At 49.4% G+C, this 17180-nt stretch carries 15 protein-coding genes; 4 read left to right on the top strand and 11 right to left on the bottom strand.

The annotated features are described in order from the left end of the window. Positions 1–166 precede the first annotated feature (166 nt). The 4 genes from ACG2E4_RS08440 to ACG2E4_RS08425 all read right to left on the bottom strand — a co-directional run bounded on the left by ACG2E4_RS08440 (position 167) and on the right by ACG2E4_RS08425 (position 5355). On the bottom strand, positions 167–694 hold the full coding sequence (locus tag ACG2E4_RS08440; RefSeq protein WP_395259740.1) for an outer membrane beta-barrel protein: 528 nt from the start codon (positions 692–694) through the stop codon (positions 167–169). Positions 695–917: 223 nt separating this feature from the next. Further along, on the bottom strand, positions 918–2336 hold the full coding sequence (locus ACG2E4_RS08435; protein ID WP_395259741.1) for an NAD-dependent malic enzyme: 1419 nt from the start codon (positions 2334–2336) through the stop codon (positions 918–920). Positions 2337–2470: 134 nt separating this feature from the next. Then, positions 2471–4900 (bottom strand): carboxypeptidase-like regulatory domain-containing protein, encoded by a 2430-nt coding sequence (locus ACG2E4_RS08430; protein ID WP_395276257.1) that lies wholly within the window; start codon positions 4898–4900, stop codon positions 2471–2473. 128 nt (positions 4901–5028) lie between these two features. Next, positions 5029–5355: a cupin domain-containing protein gene (locus ACG2E4_RS08425; RefSeq protein WP_395259847.1), complete on the bottom strand. Its 327-nt coding sequence runs from the start codon at positions 5353–5355 to the stop codon at positions 5029–5031. Positions 5356–5575: 220 nt separating this feature from the next. Between ACG2E4_RS08425 and ACG2E4_RS08420 the strand changes: the two genes are divergently transcribed. Next, complete coding sequence (locus tag ACG2E4_RS08420; RefSeq protein WP_395259743.1) at positions 5576–6208, top strand: RNA polymerase sigma factor; 633 nt, start codon at positions 5576–5578, stop codon at positions 6206–6208. 71 nt (positions 6209–6279) lie between these two features. On the opposite strand, the gene ACG2E4_RS08415 is transcribed toward ACG2E4_RS08420, so the two are convergent. The 6 genes from ACG2E4_RS08415 to ACG2E4_RS08390 all read right to left on the bottom strand — a co-directional run bounded on the left by ACG2E4_RS08415 (position 6280) and on the right by ACG2E4_RS08390 (position 12481). Further along, on the bottom strand, positions 6280–7200 hold the full coding sequence (locus ACG2E4_RS08415; protein WP_395276256.1) for a glycosyltransferase family 2 protein: 921 nt from the start codon (positions 7198–7200) through the stop codon (positions 6280–6282). A gap of 1 nt (position 7201) precedes the next feature. Next, on the bottom strand, positions 7202–8146 hold the full coding sequence (gene queG, locus ACG2E4_RS08410; protein WP_395276255.1) for a tRNA epoxyqueuosine(34) reductase QueG: 945 nt from the start codon (positions 8144–8146) through the stop codon (positions 7202–7204). A gap of 225 nt (positions 8147–8371) precedes the next feature. Beyond that, positions 8372–9055 (bottom strand): cell division ATP-binding protein FtsE, encoded by a 684-nt coding sequence (gene ftsE, locus ACG2E4_RS08405; protein WP_395276254.1) that lies wholly within the window; start codon positions 9053–9055, stop codon positions 8372–8374. Next, entirely contained in the window at positions 9037–9825 is a 789-nt protein-coding gene (locus ACG2E4_RS08400; RefSeq protein WP_395276253.1) for a class I SAM-dependent DNA methyltransferase, read from the bottom strand. Before ACG2E4_RS08400 ends, ftsE begins: the two co-directional genes overlap by 19 nt. Beyond that, positions 9822–10820 carry a 4-hydroxythreonine-4-phosphate dehydrogenase PdxA gene (pdxA, locus tag ACG2E4_RS08395; RefSeq protein ID WP_395276252.1) on the bottom strand — a complete coding sequence of 333 codons (999 nt, stop codon included), beginning with the start codon at positions 10818–10820 and terminating at the stop codon, positions 9822–9824. The genes ACG2E4_RS08400 and pdxA overlap by 4 nt, the downstream gene beginning before the upstream one ends. A 242-nt stretch (positions 10821–11062) precedes the next feature. Further along, positions 11063–12481, bottom strand: coding sequence for a GWxTD domain-containing protein (locus ACG2E4_RS08390; protein WP_395276251.1), 1419 nt, complete (start codon positions 12479–12481; stop codon positions 11063–11065). A 128-nt stretch (positions 12482–12609) separates the two neighbouring features. Between ACG2E4_RS08390 and ACG2E4_RS08385 the strand changes: the two genes are divergently transcribed. The 3 genes from ACG2E4_RS08385 to ACG2E4_RS08375 all read left to right on the top strand — a co-directional run bounded on the left by ACG2E4_RS08385 (position 12610) and on the right by ACG2E4_RS08375 (position 16319). Then, a complete protein-coding gene (locus ACG2E4_RS08385) occupies positions 12610–14241 on the top strand; it encodes an acyl-CoA carboxylase subunit beta (RefSeq protein WP_395276250.1) in 1632 nt (543 codons plus the stop codon). Positions 14242–14417: 176 nt separating this feature from the next. Then, positions 14418–15446: a hypothetical protein gene (locus tag ACG2E4_RS08380; RefSeq protein WP_395276249.1), complete on the top strand. Its 1029-nt coding sequence runs from the start codon at positions 14418–14420 to the stop codon at positions 15444–15446. Positions 15447–15506: 60 nt separating this feature from the next. After that, on the top strand, positions 15507–16319 hold the full coding sequence (locus ACG2E4_RS08375; RefSeq protein ID WP_395276248.1) for a carbon-nitrogen hydrolase family protein: 813 nt from the start codon (positions 15507–15509) through the stop codon (positions 16317–16319). A gap of 61 nt (positions 16320–16380) precedes the next feature. Here ACG2E4_RS08375 and ACG2E4_RS08370 read toward each other — a convergent pair whose 3' ends face one another. Then, positions 16381–16821: a low molecular weight phosphatase family protein gene (locus tag ACG2E4_RS08370; protein WP_395259753.1), complete on the bottom strand. Its 441-nt coding sequence runs from the start codon at positions 16819–16821 to the stop codon at positions 16381–16383. Positions 16822–17180: the final 359 nt, after the last annotated feature.

Below are 17180 nucleotides of genomic sequence, written 5' to 3'. Positions count from 1 at the left end.
TCGTTTTTTTGATCACTCAAAAATGTACAGGGAAGTCGATGAAGTCTTATTTGAGTGGCTTTAACCGTAATCGAAGAATGTGAGAAACCTTTGCTCTGAACTGAGACTAATAAAAAAGGGTGCCTTTAAAAAAAGGCACCCTTGAATACTTGTCTTGAGATTTGGACTAGATGCCAAATCGAACGCCGGCTCCCAGCACCAGCTGATCGGCATCACTGAGTACATATTTGAGTTCAGCAAACAGGTCGCCAAAGTTCAATCCATATTCAAGTCCACCCCCGAGATTTAAGCCAACTTCGGAATCACTGCCCGAGGCGGTAAATCCCTGACTGGATTGATCAAAAGAAATACTGGTTATGTTCAGGCCCCCGAGCCCGTACAACAGCAGTTCTTCTTCAGAATGGAAAATATAATTTCCATTAAAATTGAGTTCCCAGACTGTCTGTTTGAACCCGTTCTCTTCGTGCGGGAAATAAAATCCAAGGTCCGCACCGGCCCTGAACTCCTCATTGATGGTGTAGATGCCATCTACTCTGATACCGAGATCGTTATCGACCTGGTCAATCCCCGTCACACCTGATCCAAAAATTAATCCACCGCCAATCTTGATCTCTCCCGTTTGGGCATAGCCTGTAGAAACGGTGAATACAGCAAGCAGGGTAGATAATATTATGGTTTTTGATAGATATTTCATTTGATTTGTGTTTATTTAATAATTTATGGGTTTGATGAATTATCCCAACTTTTCCTTCTGTATTTTATATGCGAAGGAGATATTAAAATTGGGTCATATAAACTAATTAATGAGACCGTTAATTCAAGAGCAAATTTTTTTTACAATGGAGCAGGGTGAAAACAGTCTCATGAGTTCATAATTGTAGGTGTCCCCAGTTTTTTAGGAGGTAATCCTCTGTTATTTACGGTCGCGGCCGCCGCGCTACGCCGCTCTCGAATGCCGCCTCTTTGACCGCCTGCGATACCCTGCGCACCACTTTCTTGTTAAACACGCTGGGAACAATATATTCCTCACTCAGATCCATATCGTCAATCTGTTCTGCAATGGCGTGGGCGGCGGCCAGTTTCATCTGTTCATTGATGTCGGAAGCCCGCGCATCCAGAGCACCGCGAAAGATTCCCGGGAAGGCGAGCACGTTGTTGATCTGGTTGGGATAGTCGCTCCGGCCAGTGGCAATGATCCGCGCAACCGAGGAGATTTTTTCCGGACGAATTTCCGGGTCGGGATTGGCCAGGGCAAAAACGATGGGATCTTCCGCCATATGTTCGATCGCCTCCACTGGAATGATATCGGGTCCGCTTACGCCGATCAGCAGGTCGGCTCCCTTGGTGGAATCCAGCAAGGTCCCCCCGATGTTATCCGGGTTGGTATTTTCAGCGAGCCATTGTTTGCTTTCGTTCAGCTCCGGCAGCCGATCTCGGTTTATGATGCCCTTGCTGTCGGTGCAAAGAATGGTTCCCGCACCTGCATTACGCAATATTCGGGCAATAGCGACGCCCGCGGCCCCGGCTCCCACAATAACGACCCGGAGCTCGCTCAGCTTTTTGCCAACCACTTTTAGCGCGTTAATTGTTGCCGCCATCGCTACGATGGCAGTTCCGTGCTGATCGTCATGGAAAACCGGGATGTCCAGTGATTTTTTTAACCGCTGTTCAATCTCAAAACAGCGGGGCGCACTGATATCCTCCAGGTTGATTCCGCCAAAGCCGGGGGCGATCAGCTCAACCGCCCGAACCACTTCATCCACTTCCTGGCTGTCCAGGCAGATCGGGTAGGCGTCGACATCTCCAAACTCTTTAAACAGCATCGCCTTACCCTCCATTACCGGCATCGCGGCCTCTGGACCTATATTCCCAAGTCCCAGTACAGCGGAGCCGTCGCTTACTACGGCCACCGAATTTTGTTTTATAGTGAGCGTGTGGGCCTTTTCCCGGTCTTCGGCGATCGCCTGGCACACCCGGCCGACGCCCGGGGTATACGCCATAGAAAGAGCATCACGGGTGTCTACCGGCACTTTGTTTTCAATCCGTATTTTTCCTCCCAGGTGAAGCAGGAAAACCCGATCGGATACGTTGCGCACTTTGATACCGTCTATTTTTTTGATCGCCTTGACAATGTCGCGCGAATGTGCCTCATCTCTCGCGCTAACCGTAAGGTCGCGCACCTTGTAATCTCCCTCTACCTTGACAACATCAACGGCCCCGGGATCCCCCTTTTTTTCGGCAATTACGTTCATCACTTTTGCCAGCATACCCGGCTTATTTTTGATATACAGTCGCATGGTAAAGCTGTAGCTGACACTCGGTTGGATATCGCTCATCAGAATATCATTTTGTATTTGGGTTAACAGTATATGGAATGTAGGGTAAATAGGCTGCGTATGATAGAAAAAAATTCTCGATTTCCCCTTCTTCAGGCAGTATAAATACTCATTTGGAATACCCCTCCTGTTTTTCAGATATCTATCACTATTCCCAGGGTGGGCCGCCTGCTGCTGTTGTCCAGCTCCTCTATCTCAATGATTTGACGGGGCTGAACAGGGGTGCCATCGGCATTCCTTTCCAGACCGTATTCCGGCGGATTGGGAATGTTACTGGCCAGAACGTTGGAGATCTCCAGGTACAGATTCAGGGCCCATCGGTTAAAATTCCACTTTTTATCAATGCGCAGGTCAAGAGCGTTGAAGAGATCCAGCCGCTGTTCACCCAGGGTTGAATAGTCAAAAACGAGATTGGGATAGGTCTCTTCACTCGCATCCCGTTTGAGAACAGGGTAGGGCGCCCCTCCCAGGATTCGCAGGCGCCCGCCGATCTCCCAGTTCCGCGGCAGTTGGTATCCCCCTGTGAAAGTGAGCAGGTGCCGGTTGTCCCAGCGCGAGGGCAGAAAACGATTCTTTTCGAAACCTGTAAATTCGCTCCAGTATAATGTATAGGCCAGCAACCCGTAAAAATTGGATATCAGCTTCTGCTGGTAAGTCAATTCAATTCCGTAGGCCCGTCCGGCGCCGGTACTCAGTATCGCCTCGTTCCCAAAGATATCGAAATCGGCCCCCAGGTTGGCCAGCGAAACGCTGTCGCTTCGGGAGACGGGATAGGCCTCGTAGCGTTTATAAAATCCCTCAACCGAAAGTTGCGTTGATTTTCGCGGGGTGAACGACAATCCCGCTACAAGATGATCGCTTCGGATATAATCTGCATTGCGGTTAACAAAGCTGTTGTTCTGCTGAAATCCCAGGATCGTGGTCGGTGGAATTTTGAAATAGCGGCCGGCAGAAGCGTTTATTTCCCACCGGCTATGAGCGTCAATGGCATACGAGACGGCAAGGCGGGGAGAGAGCGTGCGCCACAATTTGTTGCCATCATCGGTAAAGGTGTTGCCGTCTGCCCGGATGCCCAGCGATGTGGAGAACCGGTTATTTTTCCACTCCCGGGTGACTTGCCCGTAGGCGCCGTATCTCAAAAAATCAAGGTCCGTATCGAACCGTACATCGTCAAATGATCGGAAACTCTGGGTGGTATACTGGTTGTTTTCCAGCATCAGGCCCGCAGAGATACTCCAGTTTTCGATAAACCGGTTGTACTCGCTCCTCAGGGTGGTGCTCCACTCCCGGCTCTGGGTGCTCTGGATCAGCCCGTCTTTATTTTCATTATCACGATATTGCCTGAAATTGTTGTCGAAGGCACTGGAGCTCAGGGTTGTACGCAGGTAGCCGTCCGTATTCCTGAAACGGTGTCTCCAGCTGATGCCGCCGGTACTGCTCCACTGCTTGATGATGGGCACCTGGTCGAGCGTGGCTTGCTGCTCTGCGGTGATATTGTCGGGCTTGTTTATTCGAAAATCATCAATTGCTCCCACACCGGTAATGGTGAGTTCGTTAAAATTGTCAATTTTGTGATTCAGCTTGTATTGGTAGTCCCAGTAGTCCGGCAGAAACGGCAGGTCAATAAGTTGAAACAGTAGTTGTAGATAGGAGCGACGCACTGAGGCGATAAAAGTGGTGTTGGCGTACGACTCCTCTTCCGACTTTAAAAGAGGTCCTTCTACCGTAAACGCGGTTTCGCTGGCCCCAACGCGTATGTTGGCCCCGTAATGGCGGGCATTTCCATTGCGCTGGTCGAATTGGAGAACTCCTGAAAGTACATCATCATAGCGGGCGGGAAATGAACTTGTACTGAGGCTGACACCTTCAAAAAAAGAGACATTCAGCAGTCCCACGGGTCCGCCGGCGCTGCCCTGCGTGGCAAAGTGGTTGATGACCGGTATCTCGATGCCATCCAGGTAGTATACGTTTTCGCTGGGGGCTCCCCCCCTGATTATGACATCATTGCGAAAGCCGCCCACCGATCCCGAAACACCGGGCAGAGACTGTGCCACTTTGGCGATATCGTTGTTGCCGCCGGGGTAGGAAGCGATCTGTACCTGTGAAAGTTCCTGCCGGGAAAGCGGGTTTTCCGGTGGCTGATCGTAGGGGTCCGGCTCGACCGAAATTTCTCCCAATTCATTTACGGATGGTTCAAGAGCAAAGTTGATATCGGGGTTGTTCCCCGAGTTGACCACCACATTGTATCTGGTCACTGACTGGTACCCCACGAAGCTGGCAGTAACGGTATACGATCGCGGAGCGACCTTCTCTATTGTGAAATAGCCATTTGTATCTGTAGCGGCACCCCGCTCAGTTCCTTCAAGCCGCACGGTGGCGCCCGGAAGGGGATCACCAGTTTGTGCATCGGTGACATAGCCGGAAAGCACTCCCGAATTTTGCGCATGAAGAGTTACTGGAACAACAAAGGCAGCCAACAGCAGAATTGAAAAGACTATGCGGATCAAATTGATCCCTTTTGTCCGCATTTGCGCCTCTACAGACGAGAATTTATACAGAAGCATGCACCACCGATATTTAGTTTATCTGGACATTCGGTAAATTCGCAAGTAGACAGTTTAGTTCCTGCTTCCTCATTAAAAAATCTTCATGGAGTGGACCCGTAATGTTTCTTCACAGGATAGTGACCAGATCAGGTAAATAGAATAGTAACCAAAAGCACAGCGTCAGTTTCCGCATATATGGAGTGGGGCTGGTTGCGATCCAAAAATAGCCAACTGCCGCTGGACAGCTCCCTGGTCTCATTTCCGAGGCGGAATTGAACCGTTCCATTCAGGCACTGTATGGTTACCTGGCCGTCAACACTGTGTTCATCGATATTTCGACCTTCCGGTATCACCATGCGTATCACTTCCATGTCTGAGGTCTTGACGAGGGCATAGGTGGAATCCGGAGACATATCTCCCTTGAGGGTATTGAGATTAATGACTTCACCTGCATGTACATGTCCCTTGTTCATCACTTGACTCCCGTGTATTTGGTTGAGGTAAATTTATTGCTTGCTGTTATCGAATAACATCAAACAGGACCCTGGAATTCACCGGCCACAGTCTTGGCCGAAGTTATCCATATACCGCTGGTTGCCTGTTCGGGAAATGTGTGAGTTCAAAATGGGAAAATAGTTTCAGTTTCACTAAGTTAAACACCGATTTTGAGAAATAATCAACTGGCCATTTTTTATGTCCAATTCTGCTGAACAAAACGAGTCGGAACTGCCGCGCGAGAACGCTTCGGAGAGTAGCCTTGAGGACGATACGCTTGTTAAAAGAGCTATCGGGGGGAATGAGAGTGCCTATAAAAAGCTGGTGGACAAATATGAGCGAGCCATCTATTTTCACATACTGAAGATGGTACGGGATCAAAAGCAGGTTGAGGACTTGGTACAGGAGACATTCGTAAAGGCGTTTGATAACCTGAACAGCTACAGCACGAACTACGCATTTTCCACATGGCTGTACCGGATTGCCACCAATCACACGATCGATTACCTGCGAAAAAAGAAGCTGAAAACCCTGTCGATTGACGAGCCGGTAAAAACGCGCGATGGCGACATGAACATGCAGCTGCCCGATGAGCATGCCGCCACCGACCGGAGCCTGATACGCAAACAGCGCCAGCAGATGGTACAGCAGGCGATAGAGAATCTGCCTCCAAAATACCGCAAGGTCATCCAAATGCGCCATATGGAGGAAAAGAGCTACCAGGAGATCGCCGATATCCTGGACAAGCCGCTCGGTACAATTAAAGCGCATATTTTCCGGGCCCGGGAGATGCTGTACAAGGAATTAAAAGAAAAAAAGGAGCGGTTCTGAACCGGGGTTCACAAAATAGTATTCATCCCGAGTTTCCTGTCAACATCGATGTGAACTCCGGGATAGCACTCTCACTCGTGATGCCTCCATTTACCCCCTCGGCCGGCGTATCCATCTTTCAATCCCTCCCATACAGCAGTGGCTATTGCCTTGTTACGTTTCAGAAACTCACGGCCCAGTATCACTATCCTTGACAACAAGTAATACAGGTGAAACAGCAGTTGCACGGATGAGTCCAGGTAATCCTTCGCAAGAAAAACCCGATTTCTCGTCGTATAATAATAGGTTAAACTACGCCTTTCTAACGTGCCGTATTGACCACGCGTGTGAAAATAGTGAGCGAGGTTTGTAATAAAGGACCGGTATCCGAGACTGCGGGCATACAGGCCCAGTTCAGTATCCTCGGTATACAAGTAATAGCGATCATCCAATAATTTGCCGCATTTTTCCAGTATCCGTTTGACTACCTGTTGAGTCAATAATACTCCTGCTCCGTCTATATTGCATGTTTCCCATCCGTTCTGTTCTGCTTTGTACAGACCGGGGATACGTATGCCAAAAAGCCAATAAGGCCAGCGACGGGTTGAGCGGGAGCGTGCGCCTTCGTTAACCGGTCCGATCAGGTGATACCCCGTTTCCCGCTGTTCCCCGACCAGCCTGGAGAGGGTACGGGGATAAACAGTTGCGTCATTATTTAGCAGGAAGATATAATCAGCGTTGGCAGAGTCGACCGCTTCGACAAGGTAATTTATGCCCCCTGCAAAGCCCAGGTTTTGATCGCTTTCAAAGAAGTGAATCGGACATTCAACCTGTTCGAGCCCTCGCAAAAGTTTTCTACGGGAGGATGCCGTTGACTGATTGTCCAGCAGGTAAATTTCGACATTGACAGCTACCGACTCTGATACTGATTGAATGCACTCAATAGTAGCTTCACTATCCCTCCAGTTTAAAATTAATGCTGCAATATGGGGATCGGGCAGCTGATCCGTCATGCTACCGGTTCAGGTTTTGGGATACAGTAGCGATATTCATCTTGAATTTCTCAAACTTGGCACGTCGTATGGCACTTCCCTCAAAGAGGGCATCGTATTGTTCCAGGTCCAGCTCTTCCCAAAAATCGATATCGTGATCCAGGATGTTGTCTCTTGGAGCGAGATCTTCCATCCGGGAGTATAGGGGCTCGCGGTTCCAGGGACACACATCCTGGCAGATATCGCACCCGAAGAGCCATTCGCCGATGCCCTCCTGGTAGTCATCCGGAATCTGCTCCTTCAGCTCGATGGTGAAATAGGAGATACACTTGGATCCATCCACCCGGTAGGGTTCATAGATCGCATTGGTGGGGCAGGCGTCGATACAGCGGGTGCAGGATCCGCAGTGGTCGGAGGCTGTGGCGCTGTAGACAAATTCTGCATCCACGATCATCTCCCCGATAAAAGTGAAAGAACCAATCTCTTTGTTAAGCAGGTTTGAATTCTTGCCGATCCATCCGATGCCGGCACGAGCCGCCCATGCCTTGTCCAGCACTGGGGCGGAATCTACAAATACGCGGCCGTCCAGTCCGCCGAGAAGCTGGCTGGTGAACTGGAACAGTTTTTTCAGCTTCTTTTTATACACTTTGTGATAATCGCGTCCCTGGGCATATTTTGCAAACTTGGGCATATCCTGCTGCTCTTTCTGACGCTCATGACCGGGGTGATAATAGCTGCCTATCACTGAAACGACCGACTTGGCCCCGGGAACCAGCTTCGTGGGATCGACCCGCTTGTCAAAATAGTTTTCCATCCAGTCCATATTACCGTGCCGCCCCTGTTGTAACCACTCTTCAAGACGGCGCTCCTCCCGTTCAAGCCGACGTGCCCTGGCAAAGCCACAAGCATCGAACCCCAGCCGAAAGGCTTCTTCACGGACCCGTTGCGTGCGTTTGGTTAGATTCATTTTACGATAAATAGTGATTAACAGAACGAGAACAAGATAACTCCTGCCTGCCGTTGGCTTCAAGTATAAAAACTCCTGCCTCATCTACTGTATAATGAAGAGGTTTTTCGTAAAGAAAACCGCGTTTCTCCAACGCTAACAGGGAATACCCTGTAGCAAAGGTCGCGGTCGGACATGGCCGGGTACTACGTATACAGGTCGGGAGCCCTGTTCTTCCAAAGCAGATTAAAGACTTTTGACGTCAATTTCCTTTATTTGTCCATCTTGCAGTTTCAGGGTTCGATAGGGATACTGCTTCACAGTGTCATAATCGTGGGTAACCATCAGTACCGACATGCCCCGGTTGTTGATCTGTTCCAGGAGCTCCATAATGGATGCGGAGGCCTCCGGGTCGAGGTTCCCGGTCGGCTCATCCGCCAGCATAATGCGGGGTTCATTGGCCAGTGCTCGGGCAATCACGACCCGCTGCTGCTCTCCGCCCGAAAGGTCACCCGGCATATTTTTGCGCTTGTGGCTGAGTCCCACCATCCCCAAAACCTCGAGTGCCCGCTGTTTGATGAAGCTGGGTTTTTGACCGGTTACCTCCAGGGCAAAAGCCACGTTTTCATAGACAGTACGGTCGGGCAGCAACTGAAAATCCTGGAACACGATACCCAGCCGGCGGCGCAGGTAGGGAACCTTGTTTTCATCAAGGGAGTTGACCTCCATATCGGCCACCCGCACGGTACCGCTGTCCGGTGTTATGTCCCGGTAGATAAGCTTCAAAAAGGAGCTTTTGCCAGCCCCGGTTTGACCGATCAGGTAGTTGAACTCCCCGTTTTCGAGCGAGTAGGAGATGTTTTCGAGTACCTTCCGGTAATCGTACGTTACAGACACGTTGTTAAACTCAATTACTGAATCGTAGGGCATTGCAACACCATCGTTATTCTTAAACTTGACTCATCCGCTTCCACAAGGTCAAACCCGTCATATTTGGCGAGCAGGGTAAACTCGGTTTCATCGATAATATCAAGCATTTCCGGCAAAGTATAAATTTTTTGTTTGTGAACTTCGTGGTATTTCTCCAACACTGTTTCCATGTCGTTGTCCAGCTTTTCAATATCGAATACATTGTAATGGATGCGACTGCTGGGATTGTAACTGCTTTTTCGAAAAAAACGGTAATTCCCCGGCGCATACCCCTCTTCGTTGTTCAGGTATTTAATGGAACGGATCGAATTTTTGGGTGTTGTAAAATCAAAAACGAAGATGCTGTCCGGTTTCAGTACCTTTTTTATCTCTTTTAGGAGGCGGACAATATCGCGCGGCTTATGCAGGTAATTCACGCTGTCAAAAGTGGAAATTACCGCGTCAAAACGCCTGTCGAGAGCAATATCCAAAAAATCCATCACTTTAAAGTCCACATCCGACCACCTGTTGTCACGCTTTTTGCACCGGGCAATTTTAATCATATGGGGTGATTTATCCGTGGCGACAATATCGTAGCACATCAGTTCATCAAGCGAGAGGGCCATGGAACCGGTGCCGCAGGCCAGCTCAAGGATCGATACCGGGTCGGGATGATTGGTCTGGATAATCTCGTCGATAAAGTCGGCCCAAACCTCGTAATCAACATCCTCCATAATGGTGTCGTAGATATAGGCGAGCTTGCTGTATTCCGGACTCCTGGATCCTTTCATGCCGATTGTCCCCTTCGTTTTTTGGCAAGTGATACCGCTAAGTCTAAGGCTTGCCGGAAAGAGGCGGGATTGGCGCTGCCTTGGCCCGCTATGTCAAACGCCGTTCCGTGGTCGGGTGATGTACGGATGAAAGGGAGGCCCGCCGTAAAGTTGACACCCGCCCCAAACGAGAGCGTTTTAAATGGAATCAGTCCCTGGTCATGATACATCGCCAGGATACCATCAAACTGCCGATAGTTCCGACTTCCAAAAAAGCCGTCGGCAGGGAAGGGGCCCTCAACGTTGATTCCACCTGATGCATATTGCTCGATCGCCGGTTGTATAACCTCGATCTCTTCGCGACCGATCATGCCGCCATCCCCGGCATGGGGATTAAGTCCCAGCACCGCAACACGGGGGCGCTCGATTCCAAAATCACGGGTCAGGCTCTTGCTGATGATTCGAATAAACCGCGTCACCCTCTCTTTTGAAATCCAGCCGGCAGCCTCTTTCAGCGGAACGTGGGTGGAAATCAACCCGATTCGGAGCCCCTCATTGACCATCATCATGATAAAATCTTTTGTCCGGGTTTTTTCGGCCAGGAATTCGGTATGTCCCGGGATGTGGTATCCCGCTCTGTTCACTGCCTCTTTTGAGATGGATGCCGTTACCAGGGCGGCTGTTTCTCCTGAAAGACAGAGCTGGATACCTGTTTCGACCGCCTGCATTGCGCAGGAGCCGGCGTTCTTTGAAAGCTTACCAGGTTCTATTTCTATATCGTTGCTGCTTAATAGATTAAGAATATTTATGCGGCCGTCCGAAACCGATTGTATGGAGTCTGCCGCGTGATATTCCAACGAGATATTCAGCCGGTCGAGGTAATAATCTATAATTTTGGTATCCCCGAGAATGACAGGTGTACAATCGCCCAGATCTCGATTTTGCAATGTCTTTAAAACCACCTCGGGACCAATACCGTTATAATCTCCGATACTGATAGCTATACGAACGGACATTCCCTGATAACCTTTTTTTCCTGTATTTGTGTTAGTAAACGGCAAAGATACAATAATGTTCTGAGAATTGAACATGGATACAGGAGCAGCGCTAAAATGGACCATTCCCGGCTGGATTACCGAGTTGCAATAGAGAAGTAGCCGGGGCGGTTGTGTTGTCTACTCTCGTCAGTTAAGGGAGGTGTTATTTTATATAAATGACGATATTGGCCAAAACAACGTTTTGCAAAAACCTCTCAAAATTAATCTGAGACCAGTTTAAACTCCCCGAAACCACTCACAGCCCTGAAAACAAATTGTCGGTTGGGATATTCCCAGACCTCCACGGCGGGCTCTCCCGGGGGGAATTTTCGGTTTACATTTTCGGGAGGACCAAATTTGATATAGATGTTCCCCTGATCGGTGTTGTACCCGTTGACGTTTATCGTTGAAAATTGCTCATAAGCGTGATCAATCCTGCGGTAATATTCGGCCATCAGCTCGTTGTATTCTGTATTTGGAGTTGGATCCCGCTTTTCCCAAAACGCTCTGAACTTCTTCTCCTTCTCCGCATTGGATCCCGACTTCATTTCACGTATCGTTTGGTCATCCACAATAAAACGCAGCATATCTATGGCCACATCCACATTCAGCAGGCTGGTCGGCATCTCAATCCACCGCGAACGGAATATGGTTTCGGCTACGGGCGATGTTTCCTCCTCTTTTGTTACCCGTATCTGGTAGACCGCGTTCATAAATTGGCTGTTGGGAATTTTGACAACGGCATAGGTGTGACCTTCCGGGGTATTTTGCAGCACCAGTTGCTGATCGCCGTCTGAGCTTGTCAACTCCGGCCGGCTGCCTTCCAGGATATCGGTCTGCTGGATGCTGGCGGAATGCACCGTGGCAACCTGCGTAGTATCCCGGTCGTTGACTTCCACCCTGTTGACCTCAAGGCTGTAAGAGTCCGAGGCTTCATAGCCCGGCAGGTGAATCAGGGTAAAGAAGTCTTGCCCGTAATACACATTCTCCCCAAAGTTCAGCAGGTCGATGGTGCCATAGGAACTATTGCCTTCATCCCTGCGGTAGGTTTCAGCCAGCACAATATTTCCTTTTTTCTTTTCCCCGTACGGCAACACCTTGACATACCGTTTGCGTGAGGTCCTGCCATCCACTTCTTCACCCCGGGTAAACTGCAGGATATAGCTGTAACTGCCCGGTTTCAGTTCTGTATCCAGCCGACCGGTGATAAACTTATTTTTGGATTTCGTTTGCTCATAGTTTTCTGCAAATGCCGTATCTCTCCAGAACGAGCGCTCCACCGGCTCAAGTCCCTCGACTGAAAAATCATCCCTGCGGCGTCTGTTGTCAGCTTCCGGGTTTGGATCCCGGAATATCTCTATGCTCATTCCTACAGGACTAAAAAAGTTTTTCTGTTCATCGGGGCTGTCATATTTGCGGAAAGGGAGGAGGTTGTAGTCGATACGAAAGGTTGTCACAAACCGAACGGTCTCCGGCTGCGACCCCGGGAGGGTAAAATTATCGATAAAAATATTTTGCTCACGCTGCTGGTTGGCCAGTTGCTGGTAGGTGATACCGCGTTGCGCATTGGCCGGGATATTAAGCAGGCTCGTCAATATTGAGAATAGTAGAAAAAGAGACAGTTTTTTTGAGAAAGCCACGGCAATTGTATTTGTGAATTACGCTGTTAAAGGCTCAATGTAATATTACCTTTTACGATTCTAAAATTTCTTTATTTTGAAAACGCTTCAGGCCTGATCCTAGTATTGAATAAATAGATCCGTCTCCCATGAGTTCCTCAAAAGAAACTTCTGCCTCCCACTCCCTTCGATCCCTTTTGGAAGAGATTCGCCATACCGCTTCGGAAATTAAACAGGGCGGAGGCCGCAAACGGATTGATAAGCAACACAAAAAAGGCAAGCTTACTGCCCGGGAGCGGATTGACCAGCTGCTCGACCCGGATAGTGGATTCAATGAACTGGGCCTTTGGGCCGGCTACCAGATGTATGAGGAGGAGGGCGGATGTCCCGCTGGAGGAGTGGTGATGGGAATAGGTGAGATCTCCGGCCGGGAGTGTGTAGTGGTAGCCAACGACGCCACTGTAAAGGCGGGTTCCTGGTTTCCGATCACCGCCAAAAAAAACTTGCGTGCCCAGGAGATCGCCCTTGAGAACCACCTGCCGATTATCTACCTGGTCGACTCTGCCGGTGTTTACCTGCCAATGCAGGATCAAATTTTTCCCGATAAAGAACATTTTGGCCGGATCTTCAGGAACAATGCCGTGATCAGCGCCAGGGGAATTCCCCAGATTGCAGCTATCATGGGGAGCTGCGTGGCCGGCGGAGCCTACTTGCCGATTATGAGTGATGAAGCACTTATTGTGGAGGGAACCGGCAGCGTATTCCTGGCGGGAAGCTACCTGGTGAAGGCCGCTATCGGGGAAAATGTGGATAATGAGACCCTTGGCGGGGCAACCACGCATACCGAAATCAGCGGGGTTACCGACTATAAGATGGAAAATGACGAGGAGTGCCTGCGTACCATTCGCGACCTGGTAGATAAACTGGGGCCGTTTGAAAAAGCGGGATTTAACCGGCGGGCGGCCAAACTGCCCTCCCGAGGCCCGGAAGAAATTTATGATCTGTTCCCGGATGATCGTTCAAAGGCCTATGACATGAACAAGGTACTTGAATGTATCGTGGATGCGGATTCCTTTACCGCTTTCAAAAAGGGATACGGGCAAACCCTGATTACGGGATATGCCCGCATCGATGGATGGAGCGTGGGCATCGTTGCCAATCAGCGGAAAGTTGTCAAAAACAAGCAGGGTGAGATGCAGATCGGGGGCGTTATCTATTCAGACAGTGCCGACAAGGCCGCCCGGTTCATCATGAACTGCAACCAAAAGAAAATACCGATTATTTTTTTCCAGGATGTCACCGGATTTATGATCGGGAAAAGGGCCGAACACGGAGGCATCATCAAGGATGGAGCCAAGATGGTGAATGCGGTGGCCAACAGCACGGTTCCCAAAATTACGATTGTAGCAGGCAACAGCTACGGAGCCGGGAATTATGCCATGTGTGGCCGGGCCTACGATCCACGCTTTATATACGCCTGGCCATCGGCACAGATCGCCGTTATGGGGGGCAGCCAGGCGGCCAAGGTGATGACCCAGATCAAGGTTCGAACCCTGGAAAAAAAAGGGGAGGAGATTACGTCGGAGGAGGAGCAGGAGATCATGAGAGAGATCAGCCGGCAGTATGAAAAGCAAACCGATGTACGTTATGCAGCGGCCCGCATGTGGGTGGATGAAATTATTGATCCGGCCCAAACCCGCCAAAAAATATCGCATGCCATTCAATGCGCTGATCATAACCCGCATATCGAGGAGTTCAAGACGGGCGTGCTTCAGGTGTAAGTTCGCCCTGTTGTATTGTTGCAATATGCGTTGAATTTAGTCCCGGCGTATCGCATATTTTAAAAAAGCCTGGCTTGAATGTTGAATGTAGATTAATAAATACCACCGAACAGTTCAGTTCAAAAAAATGCCGGGAGTCCGGGCTGACTTTATCCCCAAGTTTGGAAGGGACTATTATGGAAGCAGTTCCACGCTATATACCCCTCTTGTTGATTGTGGTTTTAACAGGCACATCGGCTCAGCATGCGCATGGGCAAGCCTTTTCACCAACCGGTATGATAGCCACTGGTCCATACTGGTCGCCCGACGGTCAAAAACTGGCATTTTCAGCCTCGTACAGTGGCAATTTTGATATCTATGTAATTGATCTCAGGAATTTAAACCGGGAGCAGGTAACCGATCATCCGGCCAATGATCTATACCCGGCTTGGTCGCCGAGTGGACGTGATATCGCCTTTTATTCGGACCGTGAAAGCACCGTCCCCCCACACCCGCCAGACACGGTGGTATATAAGATCAGGGGACTGTACAAAACCTATGCACGGGATGGCTACCTGCCAAGCTGGTCACCCGACGGCAATACCATTTTAGCCCACCTGCGGAGTGAAAGGGGGAACTACGAAATTTATACGATGGATAAACGGGCCCGGAATCGTACGCCGCTGACATGGAATCGGGCCAGTGATGTACATCCGCGGTTTTCTCCTGACGGGGAGAAGATAGTATTTGTATCAGGTCGTGACGGCCAGCCGGAAATCTATGTAATGAACGCCGACGGTTCATCCCAAACCAGGCTCACGCATTCCACCGCTTACACGCTTGATCCCATTTGGTCTCCGGACGGCCAACAGATTGCGTATATCTCCAATAAAACCGGTTTCTTTGACATACACATCATGAATTCAGACGGCAGTAACAAGCGAAAACTGACGAATACCCCTTCATACGATATATCTCCGGTATGGTCACCGGAGGGAGATCAAATCCTTTTTTCTTCGGATCGCGAAGCGGGTATTTTCGACCTGTTTGTTATGGATAAAGCGGGAAATAATGTACGCCGCATCACAGCCGGGGAGAGTAACGAATATTATGGCTCGTGGTCTCCGGACGGCCGGGAGATCGCCTATCTCAGTACAAAAGGAGGCAAAACTGAGCTCTATTTAATTCGAGCTGACGGTACCCGTCAACGAAGATTAACGCGTTGATGTTTATTCAGCTCTATAACAACGCGGTAATCCACTGTAAATCTTAAAATTGAATGTATCATGGAGTCATACCGAGCAGCAGTCGTCCAGATGAACAGCCAGCCAGATTTCAACTATAACCTGGAACAAGCATATGAAGAGGTTCGCAAAGCCGCGAAGGGGGGAGCCCGGCTTGTGGCACTCCCGGAAAATTTTGTTTTCCTGGGAAGTCTGGAAGCCAGGATGGAGCAGGCGGAGGAGATCGGAAAACGCACTCCCGATTTTTTAAAAGACACGGCTCAAGAGTTTGGCATCTATCTTCTGGGAGGAAGCTATCCGACTCCGGCGGGTAACGGCAAAGTATATAACTGCTCGCTGCTGGTCGATCCGGAGGGAAAGACACTGGCACGATATAATAAGATCCACCTGTTTGACGTGGAACTGCCGGAAGGAGAGAGTTACCGGGAGTCTGACTACGTGGAATCCGGGAAAAATCGTCCGGTGGTAAGTCGGGCCGGAGAGATTGGCAATATTGGCATGAGTATCTGCTACGACCTGCGTTTTCCCGAGCTTTATCGCTCGCTCACCGAGCGACAGGCAGAGGTGTTGTGTGTGCCTTCGGCCTTTACGGCAACTACGGGCAGAGATCACTGGAAGCCACTTTTACGGGCCCGTGCCATTGAAAATACCGCCTACGTGCTGGCACCTGCACAGACCGGAACGCACGGAAAAAAACGAACAACACACGGGCACAGCCTGATTGTGGATCCCTGGGGAGAGGTACTGGCCGATGCCGGCAAAGAGGCCGGAATAGCCACCGCTGTTATTGACCCTTCCCGCCTGAAGGAGGTTCGCAGACGAATTCCCTCCCTGGATCATCGCAAAATCTTTTAGAACCCGTGTTATCGGCTTTATCGGATCTTCAAACTTAATTAAGGAGCTAAATCGATCATTTTTAAACCGAACTCAGCAGAGAGATAAGCTGATGCACCTGACGCTTTATGCGGCTGAATGCCTCTTCCGGTTCCATGTACTGGATATCTGGAACTTCCCAAAATAAAATTTCACTGTTATTCTTTGGAAACCGCTTTTGGATCATCGGTTCATGCTCGGTCCGGTGCAGGCAGATAACTACATTGTGGACTTCAAGCTCTTCTTTTTCTATACTTCTGGGATAGCGTTTTGAAGAGGAGACCGGAAACCCGTTTTGGGCGAGCATACGTACCGCATGTTTGGAGATGGGGCCTTCATTCGGCGATTTTGACATATCTTCCCGTAGGCCGGCGGAGTGAGCTTCCCAGGATAAATCCGTAACCGGAGCCCAAAAGTTGAAGAGTTCTTCTGCCATGCGGCTGCGATAATAATTGCCGGTACAAACAAACAGAACGGAATTCATAACACGAAATGAACGACGACAAGATTTTAGTTACAACAAGGCAAGTTTATGAAAAAAACTTTAGCAAATCATCTGATATTTGAGTACACCGGTAACAAATCAGACTATTTAAACGGAACAATAAAACAACGTTCAAATTACGTTACATTTGTCGTTACTGTTCTGCATGAAAGACAAATAACTTTGTCAGGTATGCAGTTAGACTATCACCAACAGTAAAAGGTTTTTCCTGGGATTGAAATTATAACTATAAACCGAAATGCAGCGTTTTATTTATGTCAGCTAATGTTCTTCGCCTTCTAACTATTGTTATAGTATCTTGGCTTTTCTCAGCAGCAAATCATTGGAAATCACCCGTA

This window comes from Halalkalibaculum sp. DA384, assembly GCF_043951955.1.
GTDB lineage: Bacteria > Bacteroidota > Rhodothermia > Balneolales > Balneolaceae > JAMQKA01.
The sequence above is the reverse complement of the archived record's forward strand: the minus strand, read 5'-3'. Positions and strand labels throughout refer to the sequence as shown.